This window comes from Planobispora longispora, from assembly GCF_016863135.1.
GTDB lineage: Bacteria > Actinomycetota > Actinomycetes > Streptosporangiales > Streptosporangiaceae > Planobispora > Planobispora longispora.
In genome coordinates, this window is the sequence record NZ_BOOH01000001.1 from 219751 (window position 1) to 239016 (window position 19266).

General features: G+C 73.6%; 17 protein-coding genes. 9 read left to right on the forward strand and 8 right to left on the reverse strand.

Annotation, left to right across the window (positions count from 1 at the left end; genetic code table 11):
• Nucleotides 1-67: 67 nt before the first annotated feature.
• Nucleotides 68-2413: an ExeM/NucH family extracellular endonuclease gene (locus Plo01_RS00965; RefSeq protein WP_203888510.1), complete on the reverse strand. Its 2346-nt coding sequence runs from the start codon at nt 2411-2413 to the stop codon at nt 68-70.
• Nucleotides 2414-2655: 242 nt separating this feature from the next.
• Between Plo01_RS00965 and Plo01_RS00970 the strand changes: the two genes are divergently transcribed.
• Nucleotides 2656-3354, forward strand: a complete 699-nt coding sequence (locus Plo01_RS00970; protein ID WP_239315722.1) for a permease prefix domain 1-containing protein — start codon at nt 2656-2658, stop codon at nt 3352-3354.
• A gap of 150 nt (nt 3355-3504) precedes the next feature.
• Here the strand turns inward: Plo01_RS00970 and Plo01_RS00975 are convergent, their stop codons facing one another.
• Entirely contained in the window at nt 3505-3834 is a 330-nt protein-coding gene (locus tag Plo01_RS00975; RefSeq protein WP_203888512.1) for a PadR family transcriptional regulator, read from the reverse strand.
• Nucleotides 3835-3940: 106 nt separating this feature from the next.
• On the opposite strand from Plo01_RS00975, the gene Plo01_RS00980 reads away from it, so the two are divergent.
• The 4 genes from Plo01_RS00980 to cydC are packed head-to-tail and all read left to right on the forward strand — an operon-like array spanning nt 3941 to nt 9356.
• Nucleotides 3941-5131 (forward strand): cytochrome ubiquinol oxidase subunit I, encoded by a 1191-nt coding sequence (locus Plo01_RS00980; protein ID WP_203888513.1) that lies wholly within the window; start codon nt 3941-3943, stop codon nt 5129-5131.
• Between the two features lie 10 nt (nt 5132-5141).
• Nucleotides 5142-5900: a cytochrome d ubiquinol oxidase subunit II gene (locus Plo01_RS00985; protein WP_203888514.1), complete on the forward strand. Its 759-nt coding sequence runs from the start codon at nt 5142-5144 to the stop codon at nt 5898-5900.
• A gap of 40 nt (nt 5901-5940) precedes the next feature.
• Nucleotides 5941-7665 carry a thiol reductant ABC exporter subunit CydD gene (gene cydD / locus Plo01_RS00990; RefSeq protein ID WP_203888515.1) on the forward strand — a complete coding sequence of 575 codons (1725 nt, stop codon included), beginning with the start codon at nt 5941-5943 and terminating at the stop codon, nt 7663-7665.
• Complete coding sequence (cydC, locus tag Plo01_RS00995) at nt 7662-9356, forward strand: thiol reductant ABC exporter subunit CydC (protein WP_203888516.1); 1695 nt, start codon at nt 7662-7664, stop codon at nt 9354-9356. The genes cydD and cydC overlap by 4 nt, the downstream gene beginning before the upstream one ends.
• 47 nt (nt 9357-9403) lie before the next feature.
• On the opposite strand, the gene Plo01_RS01000 is transcribed toward cydC, so the two are convergent.
• From Plo01_RS01000 to Plo01_RS01020, 5 genes are all read right to left on the reverse strand, one after another.
• Nucleotides 9404-10561: an alpha/beta hydrolase family protein gene (locus Plo01_RS01000; RefSeq protein ID WP_203888517.1), complete on the reverse strand. Its 1158-nt coding sequence runs from the start codon at nt 10559-10561 to the stop codon at nt 9404-9406.
• Between the two features lie 13 nt (nt 10562-10574).
• Nucleotides 10575-11993: a S41 family peptidase gene (locus Plo01_RS01005; protein WP_203888518.1), complete on the reverse strand. Its 1419-nt coding sequence runs from the start codon at nt 11991-11993 to the stop codon at nt 10575-10577.
• Nucleotides 11994-12057: 64 nt separating this feature from the next.
• Nucleotides 12058-13101 (reverse strand): ABC-2 membrane transporter-related protein, encoded by a 1044-nt coding sequence (locus Plo01_RS01010; RefSeq protein WP_203888519.1) that lies wholly within the window; start codon nt 13099-13101, stop codon nt 12058-12060.
• Nucleotides 13098-13988, reverse strand: a complete 891-nt coding sequence (locus Plo01_RS01015; protein ID WP_203888520.1) for an ABC transporter ATP-binding protein — start codon at nt 13986-13988, stop codon at nt 13098-13100. Before Plo01_RS01015 ends, Plo01_RS01010 begins: the two co-directional genes overlap by 4 nt.
• Nucleotides 13985-14377, reverse strand: coding sequence for a GntR family transcriptional regulator (locus Plo01_RS01020; RefSeq protein WP_239315723.1), 393 nt, complete (start codon nt 14375-14377; stop codon nt 13985-13987). The genes Plo01_RS01015 and Plo01_RS01020 overlap by 4 nt, the downstream gene beginning before the upstream one ends.
• 280 nt (nt 14378-14657) lie before the next feature.
• Here Plo01_RS01020 and Plo01_RS01025 point away from each other — a divergent pair, with 280 nt between their 5' ends.
• The 4 genes from Plo01_RS01025 to Plo01_RS01040 all read left to right on the forward strand — a co-directional run bounded on the left by Plo01_RS01025 (nt 14658) and on the right by Plo01_RS01040 (nt 17437).
• Nucleotides 14658-15299 (forward strand): hypothetical protein, encoded by a 642-nt coding sequence (locus Plo01_RS01025; RefSeq protein ID WP_203888522.1) that lies wholly within the window; start codon nt 14658-14660, stop codon nt 15297-15299.
• A complete protein-coding gene (locus Plo01_RS01030) occupies nt 15296-15616 on the forward strand; it encodes a winged helix-turn-helix domain-containing protein (RefSeq protein ID WP_203888523.1) in 321 nt (106 codons plus the stop codon). The genes Plo01_RS01025 and Plo01_RS01030 overlap by 4 nt, the downstream gene beginning before the upstream one ends.
• A 26-nt stretch (nt 15617-15642) precedes the next feature.
• Entirely contained in the window at nt 15643-16617 is a 975-nt protein-coding gene (locus Plo01_RS01035; protein ID WP_203888524.1) for an ABC transporter ATP-binding protein, read from the forward strand.
• Nucleotides 16618-16699: 82 nt separating this feature from the next.
• Nucleotides 16700-17437: an ABC transporter permease gene (locus tag Plo01_RS01040; RefSeq protein ID WP_203888525.1), complete on the forward strand. Its 738-nt coding sequence runs from the start codon at nt 16700-16702 to the stop codon at nt 17435-17437.
• A 166-nt stretch (nt 17438-17603) separates the two neighbouring features.
• On the opposite strand, the gene Plo01_RS01045 is transcribed toward Plo01_RS01040, so the two are convergent.
• Nucleotides 17604-19130, reverse strand: coding sequence for a S1C family serine protease (locus Plo01_RS01045; RefSeq protein ID WP_239315724.1), 1527 nt, complete (start codon nt 19128-19130; stop codon nt 17604-17606).
• Between the last annotated feature and the right edge of the window lie 136 nt (nt 19131-19266).

The window sequence follows — 19266 nt, forward strand, 5'->3', positions numbered from 1 at the left end:
CGGGAGGGCTCCGGAAAAAGAACTCGCCCCGCCGGTGACGGCGGAGCGAGTCCTCGGGAACGTCGGGCTATCCCCTGCCACCCGGCAGGTTCAGGCCGATGATCACGGGGTCGTGGTCGGAGGAGCGGAACGCGTTGGGCTCGTAGAGGCCCGGCGGGTTGTACTCCAGGTTGTAATCGAGGGACCTGCTCTCATCCGAGTTGATGTGCCAGATCGTGGCGCCGGTGACCCGCCGGAGCAGCTGCTTGCCGACCAGGGCGTGGTCGAGCTCGCCGAGCTGGCCGTTGAACAGGTAGCTGTAGCGCAGCGGGGCGGGGATGAACTTCTTCGTCACGCTGGTCAGGCCGCCGGCCTCCAGGGTGTCGATCGGGTCCTCCTCGCCGTAGGCGTTGAGGTCGCCCAGGACCAGCGGGTTGGGCAGGTCCAGGCTCTGGATCAGGCCGAGCGTGGCCTGGGCCTGGCGGACGCGCTCGCCGTTGTAGCAGCTCTGCCCGTCGCCCTGGTCGGCGTCCGGCCCGGTGGCGTCCTCGTCGCAGCCCTTGGACTTGTAGTGGTTGACCAGCACGGTGAACGACTGGCCGCCCTGGACCCGGCGGAAGGTCTGGATCAGCGGGGGCCGGCGGAAGACCGGGTCGGTCGAGGACTGCGCCGCGCCGACGAGCTCCACCTTGGCCGGCTTGTAGATCATCGCGACGTGGATGAGGTCGGTGCCGGGGTAGGGGTGGGCCAGCGCCGCGTAGGTGCCGGCGCCGACCTCGGCGTTGAGCGCGTCGACCAGGGCCTGGACGGCGGTCTGGCCGTTGTTCTGGACCTCCATCAGGCCGACGACGTCGGCGTCGATGCCCTTCAGCGCGGCGACCAGCTTGGTCAGCTGGCGCTGCTGCTCCTCGGCGGTGTTCGCGCCGCGCGAGCCCAGGGTGGTGAACCAGTTGAGGGTGTTGAAGCTCGCCACCTTGACGTTGCCGAACACCGGCAGCGGCTTGGGCAGGCGCGGGCTGGTGCGCAGGAACTTCACCGGCTCGGTCGGCTGGAGGCGGTACTTGCCGAAGCCGTACCCCATGACGCCGGTGAGGCCGATCGTGGTGTCGCCCAGCCGGACCACGCGCGGTTCGGTGTGCGGGATGACCGGCGGGTTCTCCACGGTGGAGCCGTCGTCCACCAGGAGGGTGCGGCGCGCGTCCTTGGCGGGGTCCACGCCCGGCCGGTCGGTCGGCTGGTACACGCGGCCGTCGGAGGCGACGTTGATCTCGCCGTAGCGGCCCTGGTTGTAGTGGTCGGTGACGGTGAGCGGCTCGGGGAAGGTGACGAGCATGCTCTCGACCGGCTCGAAGGTCGCGCCCTCGGCGCGCGGCAGGTTCTGCTTGGCCGGGGCGATCGTGCCGGTGCCGCACACGTCCACGGCGGTGGCCGGGGAGATCTCGGTCCAGCCGTTGAACTCCACGGCCCTGCCGGTGACCAGGACGCGGTCGCCGACCTTGACGTCCTTGAAGGACGCGCGGGCGAAGACGAACAGGCCCTCGGAGGTGGCCGGGTCGGCGTCCGGGGTCGGGTCCTGCAGGAAGAACCCGTTGAGCTGGTTCGGCTGCTGGAAGTCGGCGGTCACCACGCCCTCGACGCGGACGGTCTGACCGGCCAGCGGGCTGACGTCGCCGCTGCCCTGCACCTGGGCGATCTGGTGGGTCGCCGGGGTCTCGCACGGGGCGGTGGTCGGCGTCGGGCTGGGCGTGGGCGTCGCGGTCGGCTCGGGACCGGTGCCGCAGGGCGCCGGGGCGGTGGCCCGGTTGCGCGGGGCCGGGGCGGCGGCCTCGACGTCGGCGCCGTTGGCGTCGGTGTCGGTGCAGCCGCCGGCCTTGCGCAGTCCCGCGGTGGTGTTCGACAGGGTGGGGGCGGCGGCGCCCTCGGAGTAGTTGGCGGTGCCGTAGCCGACGAGGTCGGCGATGAGCGCGGTCTGCTCGGGGGTGCAGGGCGCGGAGCCGCCGTTGCAGGCCAGGCCCTCGGCGGAGCGGACCAGGGCGACCTTGCCCGAGCTCCCGCTCATGTTGACCGAGCCGGTGCTGTCCGGCGTGGGCAGCGCGGCGCCGTTGGCCCCGCCGGCGAGCTGGACCAGGTGGTACTGGCCCGGGGCCAGGGTGCCGGACAGCGCCACCGTGCCGGCGGCGAAGTTGCCGGTGCCGGTGGCGCTGGCGTACTGGACCGACCAGCCGTCCAGGGCGACGGGCGCGGAGCTCCGGTTGAACAGCTCGACGAAGTCGTTGGCGAACGGGGCGCCGCTGTTGCCGCCGCCGCCGTAGACCTGGCTGACGACGACGGTGCCCGGCGCGGCCAGAGCCGGGGTTGAGGTGAGGACCGCGACACCGGCGGCGGTGACGCCGACGGCCGCGAAGGCGGCGAGCGCCCGGGATAAAACACGCATGGCAGGAGCGTAGAGCCCATCGAATCGCCTTACGTCCGCCTATAAGTGGACGGAAGGCGAAATTAGGAATATTGACACTTCATGTCGATCCGCTGTACGGAACCTCGGCTTGCCTTGACCTAGCCCGGCCGCCCGACGGCGGCTCCGGGTCATCTCAGGGTCCTCCCGGATGCGCGGCCCCTTCCCGATGACCAGGATGGATGCCGGATACCCTGGAAGGGGACCGCACACCTGGGGAGAGCATGGCGAGCAACGGGGTCATCGACGACTACGTCACCGGGCTCGGCCGGGCGCTCCGCGGGCCGCGGGGCGCCAAGCTCGACCTGATCACCGAGGCGCGCGACAGCCTGCTCGACGCCGCCGAGGCCCTGGAGCTCGACGGCCTGGACCGGCCCCGGGCCGAGCGGGCCGCGGTCGAGGAGTTCGGCACGATCGGCGAGATCGCCCCGGGCTACCAGCGGGAGCTGTCCGTCGCCGCGGGCCGCAGGCTCGCCGCTCTGATCTTCCTGTCCGTGCCGCTCACCGCGGCCCTGTGGACCGCGATCTGGCAGGTCTTCCCGGTGGACGCGACCTCCCACGCGGCCCAGCCGGACTGGTTCGTGCCGGTGGCCCGCGCCATGGACGTCACGCAGGTCGGCATCGGGGTGGTCGGCGCGTTCGCGCTGCTCGCGCTCGGCCGGGGACGGCGCAGGCTCCGGCGGCCGTGGCTGGTCACCCGGGCGCTGGGGGTGTTCGTCTGGGCCATGCTGCCGGTCATGCTCGTGCTGTGCGGGGCCCTGATGTACGGCTCGGACAGGTCGTTCGGCTTCTCCGACTACCCGCCCGGCCTCGTCGCCTCCGTGGTGAGCTACGGCGTGTGGGGCCTGCAGATCTACTGCGCGACCCGCTGCATCGGCGTCACGGCCTTCGCGGGGGCGGACCCGGCGGCGACCCGGTCATAGCGGGATCCGCCCCGACGGCTCGGCACAGACCCTGACGACCCGGCACAGACCTGGCCGCCCGACAGACCTGACGGTCCGGCACAGATCCCGACGGTCCGGCACAGATCCCGACGGCCCGCGGCCCGCGCCCGGCCGGGCCGGGGCCGGCCCTCACTTGGTGGGGCGCGGCTCCAGCACGCTGCCGATGGTGCTGGCGAAGCGCCGCCAGGCCGAGCGCTCGCCGGCCAGGGCCGTACGGCCCGCCGAGGTCAGCCGGTAGGTGCGCCGCTTGCGCCCGCCCACCGTCGCCCACTCGCTGGCCAGGTATCCCGCCTGCTCCAGGCGGCGCAGCGCGGGGTAGACCGTGCCGGTCGGCACGTTCAGCGCGCCCCCGCTGCGCTCCTGGAGCGCCTCGATGATCGCGTAACCGTGCAGGGGCTCGCTCTCCAGTACGGACAGCAGCAGGGCGTCCATATGCCCGCGGAGCGCGTCGGTGTTCACGTCCTTCACCCTACCTCTCGAATAGACAGCCTACATGTAGGTGTTCTACATGTAGGCTGTCTATAAGTAGAGTGTCTACAAGTAGGCCAACAACGGAGGTGACGCCATGGACGTGCTCGACCTGGCCCGGACGCAGTTCGCGGTGACGGGGAGCCTGCACTTCCTGTTCGTCGTGCTGACGCTGGGCCTGGCCCCCCTCGTCGCGATCATGCAGACCGTCGGCACGTTCCGCGGCAGGCCGGACATGATGCGGATGGCCCGCTTCTGGGGCCAGATCTACGTGATCAACTACGCCCTGGGCATCGCCACCGGCCTGGTGATGGAGTTCCAGTTCGGCCTGAGCTGGAGCGGCCTGTCGCACTACGCGGGGGACGTCTTCGGCGCGCCGCTGGCGATCGAGACGCTCGGCGCCTTCTTCCTGGAGTCCACGTTCCTCGGCCTGTGGATCTTCGGCTGGCACCGGCTGTCACCGAGGCTCCACCTGGCGTGCATCTGGATCGTCACACTGACCGCCTACGCCTCGGCGTTCTGGATCATGGTGGCGAACGCGTTCCTGCAGAACCCGGCGGGCGCGGCGGACCGGGGCGACCACCTGGAGCTGGTCGACCCCGGCGCGCTGCTCGCCAACCCCATGCTCGTCATGGCACTCCCCCACGTGATCGGCGCGTCCCTGCTCACCGGCGGTTTCGTGGTCATGGGCGCCAGCGCCTACCGGCTGTTCCGCAGGACTTCCGAGCAGCGGTTCTTCACCGCCTCCCTCCGGTTCGGGGTGGTCGTCGCCGCCGTCGGCGCCGTGGTCACGGTCGCCTTCGGCTTCGCGCAGTTCGGCCCGGTCGGGGAGTTCCAGCCGGGCAAGTTCGACGACGCCCCGCTGGCCGGGGCGGGGCTCGGCTTCATGATCATGATCGGGGAGCTGCTCCAGCTCTTCGTGCTGTTCTTCCTCCTGCCCGTCATCCACTGGCTGCCGCGCTGGCGCTGGGTGCACCCGCTCGTGATGCTGGCGACCCCGCTGCCGTTCCTCGCCGCGATCCTCGGCTGGCTGGCCCGCGAGGTCGGCCGCCAGCCCTGGCTGATCTACGGCAAGCTCACCGTGGCCGACGCGATGTCCCCCGGGCTGACCTCCGGGATGGTGACCACCTCGCTCATCGCCTTCACCGCCGTGCTCGGCCTGCTCGCGGTGACCGACTACATCCTGATCGCCCGCACGGTACGGCGCGGCCCGGCCGCCGTCTCCCTGGGCGCGGCCCCCACCGGCCCCGACCCCGCCCCCGAGCGCGCCGCCGCGCTGAGCCTGTAAGGAGGCACCCGTGGACATCCTCTGGTTCGGCGTCTTCGCCGTCCTGCTGCTGGGCTACTTCGCCCTGGAGGGATTCGACATCGGGCTCGGCATGCTCCTGCCGGTCCTCGGCCGCACCCAGGAGGGCCGCGACCGCGTCGTGGCCGCCATGGCGCCGTACGTGCTGGCCAACGAGGTCTGGCTGGTGGCGGTGGCCGGCGTGCTCTTCGGCGCCTACCCGCGCGCCGAGGGCGAGGTCCTGTTCGGTCTCTACCCGCTGGTCGTCTCACTGCTGGTCTCGTGGATCGTGCGCGACGCCGGGCTCTGGTTCCGCCGCCGTCTGGACGGCCGCGCCTGGCGCGCCGGGTGGGACGGGGCCATCTGCCTCGGCTCCTTCGGCCTGGCGTTCAGCTGGGGCGCCGCCCTGGTCGCGCTGGCGAGCGGGATGTCGATCACCCCGCTCGGGCTCGCCGGCGGGGTCGCGGTCGCCGCGGCCCTCGCCTTCCACGGGTGGACCTTCGTCTCCTGGCGGCTGCCCGGCCGGGTGACGGGCGCGCGCCGGAGCGGGACGGCGCTCCTCGTCTCCGCCTGCGTGGCCGCCGCGCCCGCCGCCGCGCTGCTGGCCGGGGCCGCACCCTGGCTCCTGGGGCACACCGCCCCCACCGATACGCTGAATGTGCTCAGTCTCATGATCCTGCCCTTCGCGCCGGTCATGATCGGTGGGCAAGTATGGGTGTGGCGCACGTTCGGTCCCGGGCGGGCGCCGGAGCGCACTCCGTCCTTCTTCTAGGGACTCCCCCCGGGGCCCCGGACACCCTCGTAAGGCACGCATGCACAAGGATCTCCTGCGGCTGGCGCGAAGCGAGCGAGCCGTCCGCCGTCATCTGGCCCTCTGCCTGGCCGCCGCGGTCCTCGCCGGGCTGCTCGTCCTGGTCCAGGCGGAACTGCTGGCCGGTGTCCTGTCCGGGCGCTTCGCCGCCGCGGCCCTGCTCCCGCTGGCGCTGGTCGTCGGGGCCCGGGGAGTGCTCGGCCTGGTCCAGGGCGTGGCGGCCGGGCACACCACGACCGCGGTGAAGTCGGTCCTGCGCCACCGGCTGCTGTCGCGGCTGCGCGAGCTGGGCCCGGCCCGGCTGGCCTCGCACCGCTCCGGTGAGCTGGTGACGCTGGCCGGCCGGGGCCTCGACGCCCTCGACCCCTACCTGAACGGCTACCTGCCGTCGGTCGCGGTGGCGGCCGTCGTGCCGGTCGCCGTGCTCGTCCGGCTGGTCACCGCGGACCTGGCCAGCGCGGTGATCGTGCTCGTCACGCTCCCGCTGATCCCGATCTTCGGCGCGCTGGTCGGGATGCACACCAAGGCCGTCACCGAACGCCAGTGGCGGGCCCTGTCCCGCCTCGGCGGGCACTTCCTCGACGTGGTCCGCGGCCTGCCGACGCTGCGCGCCTTCGGCCGGGCCCGCTACCAGGCGGAGGTGATCGGGCGGGTCGCCGACGAGCACCGGGCCGCGACCATGCGCACGCTGCGCGTGGCGTTCCTGTCGTCGCTGGTGCTGGAGCTGGCCGCGTCGCTGTCGCTGGCCCTGGTCGCGGTCCCGATCGGCCTGCGGCTGCTGGGCGGGACGCTGGACCTGCCGGCCGCGCTGCTGGTGCTGCTGCTGGCCCCGGAGGCGTACCTGCCGCTGCGCACCATGGGCAACAGGTTCCACGCGGCGATGGAGGGCGTCGCAGCCGCCGACCAGGCGTTCGCCGTACTGGACGGGGAGAGCGGGGACGACGCACGCGGGGCCGCGCACGGCGGGCACGGAACGGACGGGCGCGCGGGCGCGTCCGGCCCGGATGGGACGGGGACCGCGCCGCGGGCCCGGCGGGGGGCGCCGGAGATCCGGCTGGAGAACGTCACCGTGCGCTATCCGGGACGCCCGGAGGCGGCGCTGGAGGACGTCTCGCTGGTGATCGGGCCCGGTGAGCGGGTGGCGCTGGTCGGCGAGAGCGGCGCGGGCAAGAGCACCCTGCTCCACCTGCTGCTCGGTTTCGTCACCCCGGAGAGCGGGAGGGTGCTGGTCGACGGGGCGGAACCGACCGCGGACGACGCCTGGCGGCGGCGGCTGGCCTTCGTGCCGCAGCGCCCGCACCTGTTCGCCGCCTCGGTGGCCGACAACATCCGGCTGGGCTCGCCCGCCGCGACGATCGAGGAGGTCTGGGCGGCGGCGCGGGCCGCGCACGCCGACGGGTTCACCGCGGAGCTGCCGGAGGGCTACGACACGGTCCTCGGCGAGCGCGGCGCGAACCTCTCGGCCGGGCAGCGGCAGCGGGTCGCGCTGGCCCGCGCGTTCTGCCGCCCGGGAGCCGACGTCCTGCTGCTGGACGAGCCGACCGCGCGTCTGGACGGCCGGAGCGAGGCCGCGATCGTCGCGGCCACCCGGGACCTCTCCGCGGGCCGGACCGCGGTGATCGTGGCCCACCGGCCCGCGATGATCGACCTCGCCGACCGGGTGATCCGGATCGCCGACGGCCGGGTCGTGTCGGATTCGGCGTCGATGATCGAGGAGTCGCGATGAAGCGGATGGGCGGGCGGCTCGCCCTGGCGGCGGCGGCCGGGGCCGCGGCGGAGCTCGCCGGGCTGGGACTGATCGGGTCCGCGGCGTGGCTCATCGCCAGGGCGGCCGAGCAGCCGCCGCTGGCGGCGCTGAGCGTGGCGATCGTCGGCGTGCGCGCGTTCGCGACGAGCAAGGGCGTCTTCCGGTACGGCGAACGCCTGGCCGGGCACGACGTCGCGCTCCGCGCCCAGGCGACGACCCGCGAGCGGCTCTACCGGGCGCTCATCCCGGCGGGGCCGCGCGACCAGGGCGGGGCCGACCTGCTCAGCCGGATGGTCGACGACACCGACGCGGTCCAGGACCTGCTCGTCAGAGGGCTGCTCCCGGCGCTCGCGGCGCTGGTCACCGGGGTCGCGGCCGTCACGGTCGGGTTCTTCCTGCTCCCGGCGGCGGCGCTGGTGCTGCTGGCCGGGCTGCTGGCCGCCGGGATCGTGCTCCCCGCCGGGGTGACCGCCGTCACGCGGCGCCGGGCGGCGCGGCTCGCCCCGGCCCGCGCCGAGCTGGCCGCCCGGGTCGCCGACCTGCTGCACGGGGCCGCCGACCTGGCCGCCTACGGGGCGGGCGACCGGGCGCTGGCGGCCTCCGCCGAGGCCGACGCCCGGCTGGCCGCGCTGGAGCGGGGCCAGGCGCGGGTGAACGCGGCCGCCGCCTGTCTGGGGGTGCTCGCCCAGGGACTGACCGTCGTCGGGGTGGTGCTGGTGGCCCAGGCGGCGGACGCCGGGTCCGTGGCGACCGCCGTGCTCGCGCTGACCTCGCTGGTCTCCTTCGAGCCGGTCCTGCCGATGGCCGCCGCCGCCGAGCGGATGGCCGGGGTGTCCGCCGCCCTGCGCCGCCTGAGGGAGGTCCGGGCGGCGCCGCCCGCCGTCGCCGAGCCCGGCCGGCCGGCGGCCGTTCCGGCCGGCCCGCTGACGGTGGAGGTCGAGGACCTGGTCGTCCGGCACGCCCCCGGCCGCTCCCCCGCCCTGAACGGCGTCGGCCTGACCCTCACCCCGGGCAGGCGCGTGGCGATCGTCGGCCCGAGCGGCGCGGGCAAGAGCACTCTGCTGTCGGCCCTGATGCGCCTGGTCGAGCCCGAGTCGGGCACGCTCCGGCTGCGCGGGGAGGACGGGCCTGCGGTCGATCTGCGGGAGCTGCCCTCGGACGAGGCCCGGCGGGTGATGACGGGGCTGACGCAGGACCCGTACGTGTTCCAGGCCCCGCTCCGGGACAACCTGCGGCTGGCCGGCCCCGAGGCCGGTGAGGAGGAGCTGGCCGAGGCCGTACGGCGGGCGCGGCTGGACGGGTGGGTCGAGCGGGTCGGGTGGGACGCCGCGCTCGGCGAGGACGGGCGGACGGTCTCCGGCGGCCAGCTGCAGCGGCTGGCGCTGGCGCGGGCCCTGCTGAACGACCCGCCCGTGCTCCTGCTGGACGAGCCCGCCGAGGCCCTCGACGAGGAGACCGCCGACGCGCTCATGGCCGACCTGCTCGACGCCACCCGGGGCCGTACGACGCTGCTGGTCACGCACCGGCTGCGCGGCCTGGAGGAGGTGGACGAGATCGTCGTGCTGGAGAACGGCTCGGTCGTCCAGCGGGGCGCCCACGACGAGCTGGTCGGCGTCCCCGGCTACTACCGGGACCTGTGGCGCGCGGAGGCGATGGTCTCCCGCCGGTGACCGCGGCCGGAGGTCTCCCTCTCCCCGGGAGCCTCCGGCCGCGGGCCTCAGGACCGGCCGCACGCCTCGGGGCAGAACTTGACCTCGGGGTGGTCCGCCGACGGCTCGTCCAGCAGGGGCTGCGGCTGGGACTTCAGGTGCCGGTCGAGGAAGGCGGCCACGTACGTGCGGGTGAGCTCGGCGGCGCGCTTGGCGTCCAGGGCGCCGTAGGCGGGCGTGATGCCGAGGGCGCCCGCCAGCAGCGGCAGGTCGGTGGAGGACTGGTGATCCGCGCCCGTCAGCACGAGCCAGCGCTTCCAGCCGGTCAGCAGCTTCCAGTCGCGGTCCCAGGAGATGTCGCGACCGCCGGGGACGTGCTGCGGCGAACCGATGAACATGAACGGCCGGGTGAAACCGCCCTTGGGGATGCGGGCGTAGGTGGTGCCGTCCATGTCGATCCCGGCGCGCACGCGGGAGTCCTTGATCAGGGTCGCCATGGCGCTGGCCCCGCCGATCGACTGGCCCGCCATCGCGATGCGGGAGCGGTCGATCCGGCCGGAGCCGTCCCACTCCGACGGCAGCCGGTCGAGCACGAAGGAGACGTCGGCCGCCCGGCCCTGGACCACGCCCGTGCCGAAGCCCGGGTCGCTGTCGCTGTCACACGCGATGCATTCGGCGAACCGCCCGTCGGGCAGGGCCGTGACGTAGCTCTCGTAGGGGTGGTCGATCCCGACCACGACGTATCCCCGGCTGGCCAGATCCTCGGCCAGGGACGTGAGGGTGCTCACCGGCTTGGTGAAGCCGGGTGAGAGCACCACCAGCGGAAGCCCGCGCCCGGAGGGGGCGGCGTCCTTGACGGCGTGCGTGCGCGTCTTGCTCAGCGTGTCGTACGGCACGCCGACGATCTTGGAGCCCTTCAGGAGGAGTTCCGATTCCTTCGGCGTCATGTACGGCGCCCGCTGCCCGTCACGCTGCTCGGTCGGATACCAGAGGGTGACCTTGAGCTCCCTGGCGTCGGCGTCGAGGTTCCAGGGATCGGGGCGGGAGGTGTCCTTCAGGTACAGGACGGTGGTGCCGACCGGATGGGGACCGGTGGGGGCCGGCAGGGTGACGGGGCCGGTCGGCGTGGCCGCCGCGCCGGCGGGTCTGGGCGGGGCGGGCGCGGTGCAGGCGGACGCGGCCAGGACGGTCAGGCCCGCCGCGGCGACGGCCAGGAGCTGTCTCATCGGCAGGTCCCTTTCACTTGTGCAGCAAGGTCAGGGCCTTGGCCAGCGCGGGGTCGCGTCCGGCGGCCGCGTCCTCGGCGGTCGGGGGCACGTGGTGGTCGGGCGGCACGCCGATCCGGTCGATCACCTCGCGGTTGGGCCCGAGGTGGTGCTTGGACGGAAAGCCCAGCAGGGTGTTGTTGCTCAGCAGGTAGGAGGAGGCCGGGCCCGATACCGCCCCCGCGGTCCTGGTGCCGACCAGCTGGCCGAGGCGCAGGTCCTTGACCGCGGCGCTGAAGTGCTCGCACGCCGAGGGGCAGCCGGGGCCGATGAGCACCACCAGCGGCAGGCCGAGCAGCTCGACGGTGTCGTCGGTCCGCATGGCCTCGCATTCGCCGTCCACGGTGCACTGGTAGGCGGTGACCTTGCCGTGGCCGAACGCGCTGAGCAGCCGGGTGGTCTCGGCGGGGCTGCCGCCGCCGTTGTCGCGCAGGTCCAGCACGACGCCCGACAGCGTCCGGCCGGTGCGCAGCCGGGCGATCGCCTTGAAGACCCTGTTCGCGGCGTCGGAGGCGAACCCGCGCAGCCGCACGTAGGCGACGTCGTCTTCCAGCAGCTTCGACTGCACCACCCGCAGGGCGGCCGGATCCTGCGGGAAGAGGCCGGGTGTGAGCGTCACGCTCCAGCGGCGGCCGGTGGCCTGCCGCAGCAGCCGCAGCTCGACCGGGCGCGCCTCGGGGTAGTCGGGGTAGAGGGCGGCGACGGCGGGGGTGGCCCTGCCGTCGATGAAGGGCGCCGAGTCGTTGACGGCTTCGATGATGTCGCCGGGGCGCAGCCCGGCGGCCTGCGCGGCGCCGCCCTGCACGGCGGTGACGAACAGCGGGGGGATCGCGGCGCCGGGGTCGCCGCCCGCCTGCAGGGAGGTGACGCTGACCTGCAGGCCCAGGCCGTAGCCGTCGACGTCGTAGGAGTCGGGCGGCCGTCCGGCGTCGTGCGCCCAGCGGGCGTGGTCGTCGCCGAGGGCGGCCACGATGGCCTCCAGGGTGGTGACGGCCAGCTTGTCGCGGAGATCGGGGACCCGGTCGGTGACCTTGCGGTAGGCGGTCTCGAAAGCGGCCCAGTCGGCTTTCCTGTCGCCGGTCAGCGCGGGCATGATCGCCTCGGGCACGTCGCGCCCGTTGCGGTTGAGCTCCTGGGTCAGGGCGAGGAATCCGGCGGCCAGCAGCGAGCGGGCGTCCAGCACGGCGCCGGCGTGGTAGCGGTCGAGGATGCAGAAGTACGCCTGCTCGATCACGTCGACCGTGGTGGGCGTCTCCGCCCCGAGGGATCCCGAAGGCCGCGCGCAGGCCGTACCGGCCGCCGCGCTGGCCTGGCTGCGCGGCGGCGTCGGCGCGGTGCAGGCGGCGGCCAGGAGCAGGGCGAGTCCGGCGGCCGCGGTCCTGACGGCGGTCATGGGCCCTCCTTCGCCGGCCTCATGACCGAGGTGCTGTGTCCGTTGATGACCTCGACAAGCCCGGTCATGAGAGCCGCCTGCGGATCCACCGGAAGCAGAGTCCCGTGAGACCGGCGGTGAGCAGGGCGTAGATCCCGGTCTCGATCCACTGCAGCGGCCAGAAGCGCTCCAGGGGCTGGTAGGTCGCCTTCTGCCGGTAGCCGAGCCGGTTGACCTCGGCCGGGCACCCGTCCGGTGAGCCCGCTGCCGGCGCGCAGGCCCCCGACGTGGTGGAGACCCCCGTGATACGGCCGTCCTGGCCGCTGACGGCGATCGTGCGCCCGGACGGATCGACCAGTTCGCTGGACAGGACCCATGCGCCCGTGTGCCCGGGGATCGCCGCTTTTATGCGGACGTCGAAGGTGCCGTCACGGTTGATGCCGAAGCCGTCCACGTTCTCCCGGCCGAGCTCGAAGGCCGAGGTGACCGGGGGGATCAGGTGGGGCCGGACCAGCAGGGGCATGGCGAGCTGGACGGCGGCGAAGGCGACCAAGGTGAGGGCCATGGCGGGAAGGGTGCGGCGCACCAGCATCCCCACGGTCACCCCGAGGGCGAAGGCGAAGGCCGCATACCCCAGGGGGGCGATCCCGCGCGCGCTGAACACCAGGGGGTCCATGAGCGCGAAGCCCTCCGGGGCGGATTGGTCCAGCGGGCCGGACCACCAGGTCACCGCCAGACCGGCCGTTCCCGCGGCGGCCACGGCGATCAGGCCGGTGAACCCGAGCTTGACCGCCAGCCACCGGGTCCTGGTGATGCTCTGGTTCCACACCAGCAGGTGCGTGTCCGCCTCCAGCTCGCGGGTGATCAGCGGCGCCCCCCAGAAGAGGCCGATCATGGCGGGCAGGATCAGCACGACGAGGATGCTGGCCAGGAAGGGGATCTCGTAGTCGTCGAACAGCTGGTCGTAGAAGCCCACGCAGTCATCGCCCCGTATGCAGGCGGCGAGCCCGCCGGTGTAGTCGGCGGCCAGCTGGGAGCCGGTCGGGACCAGGACCGCGGCGAGCAGCCCGAGCAGGATCGCCGTCATCACGGCGGCGCCGCGGAGCTGGCGCCAGGTCAGCCAGATCATCGCTGGACCTCCAGGGGGGCACGCCGATCGGCGGCGGCGGGCTTGTCCATGTAGGCCAGGACGAGGTCCTCCAGGCTGAGCCGGGTGACCGTCCAGGCGGGGTCGTGGATCGGGGCGTCGGTGCGGACCACGTACGTGCTCTGCCGGTCGGTGTGGCGCGCGGAGACCACGTGCTGGCCTGCGGGGAGCCGGTCGGGGTCGCGGCGCGGGCCGGTGAGCCGGTGGTGGGCGGCCAGCAGCCTGTCGGTCTCCCCGGCGACCTGCACGCGCGAGTCGACGAGGACGATCAGGTAGTCACAGATCCGTTCCAGGTCGGAGACCAGGTGGGAGGAGAGCACGACGCTGAGCTCGTGCTCGGCGGTGGCCTCCATCAGCCCCTGCAGGAACTCGCGGCGGGCCAGCGGGTCGAGCGAGGCCACGGGCTCGTCCAGGATCAGCAGCTCGGGCCGCTTGGCCAGCCCCAGGGTGAGGGCGAGCTGGGCGCGCTGGCCGCCCGACAGCTTGCCCGCCCGCTGGGCGGGATCGAGACCGAGCCGCGCGACGCGCTCCCGCGCCATGCCGTCGTCCCAGCGGGGGTTGAGCCGCGCCCCCAGCCGCAGATGCTCGGCGACGGTCAGTCCCGCGTAGGCGGGGGTGTCCTGGGCGACGAACCCGACCCTGGCCAGCTGCGCGGGCGTGCCCCCGGGCCGCCCGCCCAGCACGGCGATGTCGCCGGCCGTCGGTTCGAGCTGGCCGCTGGCGAGCTTCAGCAGCGTGGTCTTGCCGGCCCCGTTGGGGCCCACCAGCCCGACGACGTGGCCGGCCGGGATGTCGATGGTGCACTCGCGCAGCGCCCAGCGCCTGCCGTACCTCTTGCCCAGTGCCTGGGCCGTTAAGACGGTGGTCACGCTATGTCCTCCTGAGCGGTGGTCCGAAAGGTGGTCATGAAGAGGGCCTCGATGCTCTCCTCGTCGAGGCCGGCCCGGCGCGCCTTGGCCAGCCAGCGCTGCAGCTCCAGCCGGAGCGGGCCGTGCGCGGCCAGCGAGGCGCCGGTGAGGGTCGCGGTCACGAACGTCCCGACCCCCGGCCGGGCGGTGATCAGGCCCTCGTGCTCGAGTTCCCGGTAGGCCTTGAGGACGGTGTTGGGATTGATCGCCAGCTGCGCCACGACCTCCTTGACCGTCGGCAGCTGATCGCCCTCGTCCAGGAGGCCGAGCCGGAGCGCGTGCCGTACCTGCCGGACCAGCTGCAGGTACGGCGAGACGCCGGTCTTGGCGTCCAGATGGAACTCGATCACCGGTTCCTCCATTTATCTAATGTCCTAGGACTTTAGATACTGGCATGTATGGAGCCGGTTAACGATCAGCACGCGGGAAATGCCGCGCCGGGCGGGCCACTCCGCCGCCGAGGCGTCACCGCCCCGCCGCCGTCTCCGGAGGGCGGCGGGCCGCCGGATCCGGAGGGGTCGGGCCGCCGGATCCGGAGGGGGCGGGGCCTTGAGTTGACACCGCAGTGTGGTTTACAGTTCAAACCACAGGTTTGCGATGCAAACTCGTTTGAGCCTTCAAGAGGGTCGCATGAACATGGATGACGACGAGCTCGCGCTGAGTCCGGAGGAGACGCTCCGGCTGATCGAGCAGCAGGAGACGGCGACGGTGAACCGCATCGTCCCCGACCCCGTCCCGCACTACCTGGCATGGGGCGTCGCCTGGTTCGTCGGGTTCGGTATGTTCTTCCTGCACCACGGCCTGTCCGGCACGCCGTACGTGGAGATTCCCATCGGGGTCGTGCTGGCGCTGCTGTTCGGGCTGATGGCGATGGCGATGCTCGTCAGCGCCATGACGACGTGGCAGCTGCGCAGCCCCGTGCGGGGCGCGTCCCAGGAGCGCGGCACGATGTACGGCATGGCCTGGGGCTTCGGCTTCTTCGCCATGTGGGTGATCGCCGTCAGGTTCGGCCCGCTCCTGCCCGCCCCGGAGCGGAGCCTGCTGTGGTCGAGCCTGTCGATGCTGGTGGTCGCCCTCCTCTACATGGCGGGCGGGATCATCTTGTCGTTGCGGCCGATGTTCGTCCTCGGCGCGGGCCTGGCCGTGCTCAACGCGGTCGGCGCCGCCGCCGGGCCGGGCTGGCACGCCCTCCTGATGTCGGTGGGCGCCGGGGGCGGATCCATCGTCACCGCGCTCGTGCTGCGCCGGAAGCGCCGGAGGCTCCGCCGGTGACCCCCGACCTCGACCCGGTGATCCACGCGCAGGCCCGGCTCCGGGTGGTCGCCACGCTCAACACCCTCGCCCAGGGCGATCAGATCACCTTCCCGGGGCTGAAGGACCTCCTCGGCATGACGGCCGGCAACCTCTCGGTGCACCTGAGCAAGCTCGAGGAGGCCGGATACGTGGAGATCGTCAAGACCCACAAGGGCCGCACCCCCGTCACCTACGTCGCCCTCACCCGCCGCGGCCGCCTCGCCTTCGAGGAGTACACCGCGGCGATCCGCGAGCTGCTGGACACGGCCAGGGCGCCGGCGTCCGGCGACACCTGACCCCTCCGAGAAAGGAAACCCCTCCGATGGCGGAGCCCACCGCGGGACCCCTCGCAGAATCCACCGCGGCGCCGGTCGCGGCCCCCTCCACGGACCCGGCGGCCGGAACGCGGGCGCGGCCCGAGACCCTGGCCCGCGCCGTCGGGGTCACCCGCCGCTACGGGGACGTCCTGGCGCTGGACGGCCTCTCCCTCGACATCCGCTCCGGCGAGCTGGTCGGCCTGCTCGGCCCGAACGGCGCGGGCAAGTCCACCCTGATCAACCTGTTCGTCGGGCTGCGCAAGCCGAGCTCCGGCCGGGTGGAGCTGCTCGGCGGCTCCCCCGCCGACCCCGCGCGCAGGCGCGGCATCGGCGTCACGCCCCAGGAGACCGGGCTCCCGGCGACCCTGCGGGTCCGCGAGGTCGTCGACTTCGTCGCCGCCCACTACCCCCGGAGCGTCGAGCGCGGGGCCCTGCTGGAGCGGTTCGGCCTGTCCGGGCTGGAGCGCCGCCAGATCGGCGGGCTGTCGGGCGGGCAGAAGCGGCGGCTCGCGGTGGCGCTGGCGTTCGTCGGCGACCCCCGGCTGGTCTTCCTCGACGAGCCGACCACCGGCCTGGACGTCGAGGCGCGGCGGTCGCTCTGGGAGGCCGTCCGGCACTTCCACGCCGAGGGCGGCACCGTGGTGCTGACCAGCCACTACCTGGAGGAGGTCGAGGCGCTGGCCGAGCGGGTCGTGGTCATCGGGCAGGGCCGGATCCTCGCCGACGGCACCACGGCCGAGGTGCGGGACATCGCGGGCGTGCGCCGCGTCACTCTGACCGCCGGCGACCTTCCCGAGCTGCCGGGCGTGCTCAGCGCGGAGCGCGACGGCGCCCGGACCCACCTGCTCACCACCGACGCCGACACCCTGGTCCGCGCGCTGGTCCGGGCCGACGTCCCCTTCTCCGACCTGGAGATCCGCCCCACCTCCCTGGAGGAGGCGTTCATCACCATCACCGCCCGCCCGTCCCGGGCCGCCTGACCCACCGGCCCCCGGCCACCGGCGGACCGGCCGAACCCGCGCGCCCGGCGGGACGACCTCGCTTCCACGAGAGGACCGTGCCATGGCACTTCTGCTCACCCATACCCGGTACCAGTTACTGGAGACCGTCCGCGTTCCGATCGCCCTGGTCGGCAACGCCTTCTTCCCCGGCGCCGCGATGCTCTTCTTCGTGGTCCCCGCCGCCGGGGACCACCCCGTCGGGGCCACGATCGCCGCCGCGTCGATGATGACCTTCTCGGTCATGACCAGCGGCCTGTTCACCCACGGCCTGGGCGTCGCCGAGGACCGCGCCCAGCCCTGGGACCCCTACACCCGCACCCTGCCCGCCGGGCCGTGGCCGCGGTTCGGGGCCCGGATCCTCACCGCGCTGGGCATGACGCTCATCGGGATCCTGCCGGTGCTGGCCATCGCCGTCTTCCTCACCGAGGCCACCGCGACCCCCCTCCAGCTGCTGCTGGGCCTGGGCGCCCTGGTGGTCGGCTCGATCCCGTTCCAGCTGCTCGGTCTGTTCATCGGCTACGCGCTGCCGATGAAGGCGGCGGTCGCGGTGGTGCAGCTGCTGTTCTTCCCGATGGCGGTGGGCGGCGGCCTGCTGACCAACCCGATGGACCCCCCGGCGTTCATCGCCGCGGTCGCCCCCTTCCTGCCCAGCCGCGGCGCGGCCGAACTGGTCTGGGCGGCCGTCGGGTACAACACCCCCCGGCCCCTGACGATGGTCATGTTCGGCGTCTGGATCGTGGTCGCGGGGGCGCTGGCCCTGTGGGCCTACCGCCGCGACGAGGGCAACCGCTTCTCCTGAGGCGGCGCCTCGCCGAGGGGCGTGCGGCACCCGCCCGTCAGCGGGGCCCGCGAGTGGAGAGAGCGGAGAGAAGAGAGCGCCGCCGGACCCCGCAACGGTCCGGCGGCGCTCTCGCCCCGAGGGAGGCTCTCCCGGGTTTCCCGAGCCCCGGGAGAGCCGGGGGAGTCTACTCGCCGGTCTTCTCGGCGAGGGTCGCGGTGGCGGTGAGGGTCCGGCCGTCGCGGACGTAGGTGAGGGTCACCTTGTCCCCCGGCTTGAGGCCGCGGACCACGCCGACCACCGTGGACGAGCCCTCCACCGCGGTGTCGCCGATCTTCGTGATCAGGTCGCCCTGCTTCAGGCCCGCCTGCGCCGCCGGGCTGCCCTCGGTCACCTGCTGGACCATGGCGCCGCCCGCGTCGCCGATGGCGTCGGCCATGCTCACGCCGAGGAAGGCGTGGGTGACCTTGCCGGTCTCGATGAGCTGCTGGGCGACCTGCTTGGCGGTGTTGATCGGGATGGCGAAGCCGACGCCGATGTTGCCCCCGCCGCCGCTGGTGGCGATGGCGGTGTTGATGCCGATCACCTGCCCGCTGGAGTTGACCAGCGCTCCTCCGGAGTTCCCGGGGTTGATCGCCGCGTCGGTCTGGATGGCCCCGCCGATCGTGGTGCCGGGGCTGCCGCCGCCCTGCTGCCGGCCGTCCCAGCCGGGCGGGAGCTGCTGGCGCTGCTCGCCGCCGACGTTCAGGGTCCGGTCGAGCGCGCTGATGATCCCGGCGCTGACCGAGCCGGACAGGCCGAGCGGGCTGCCGATGGCGAGCACGGAGTCGCCGACCCGGAGCTGGTCGCTGTCGCCGAGCGACGCCTTGGTCAGGCCGGAGACGTTCTCCGCCTTGATGACCGCGAGGTCGGTGGCGGGGTCGGTGCCGACCACCTTGGCGGTGGCGGTCTTGCCGTCGCTGAACTTGACGGTCAGCTCACCGCCCTGGGCGGCGGAGTCCACCACGTGGTTGTTGGTGAGGATCATCCCGTCCTCGCTGAGGATCACCCCGGAGCCCTCGCCGTTCCCGCCCTGGCCCTTGACCTCGATCGACACGACCGAGGGCTGGACGGCCTTGGCGACGTCGGCGACGGTGGCCGAGTTGCCGGCCGGGATGGCCACCGGGGCCGAGGAGGCCGCCACCGGGGCCCTGTCGTCGAAGGCGGTCGCGGCGAAGGCCCCCGCCACCCCGCCGCCCACGGCCATGGCGGCCAGCGCCAGTCCGGCGCCCAGCTTCTGCGCGGCGCTCAGCCGGGCCCGCTGGGCGGGCACCGCGGGCGCCGCGGCGGCGTGCGGGACGAAGGGGCCGGGGATCGGCCCCGTGACCGGCTCGGCGGCGGGCGGGGCGAAGACCGGCTGCTCGGCGGTGTGCTGCGCCGCGGCGGCCTGCCCGGCGCCGGGCTGTGCCGGGATGGGGTGGACCAGCGTCGGCTCCGTTCCGGCGTCCGAGACCGCGGCGCTCTGACCAGCGGCGTCCGGGCTTGCGGCGCTCTGACCGGCGGCGGCCTGGCCCGCGCGGAATCCGCCGGCACGCGGCGGCACCGCGCCGAACTGGGTCCAGCCCCCGTTGCCGGAGGTCTCGTTGCCGGAGGCCCCCTCCCCCGGGGTGGCGTCCTGTGCGGGGACGGAGCCCTGCGCCGGAGTGATGTCCTGCTCGTCCTTGTTGTCGTTCATGTCATCCCCCATGTCTCACGTCCGCCCGTGGACGCCACGGTGACGACCGGTTCCTCCGGTGACATCCACGATGCCGGGGGGCGCATAAACACTGGTTAAGAGGATGATCGGCCTGCGCCGCGCCCCCTGACGGGGG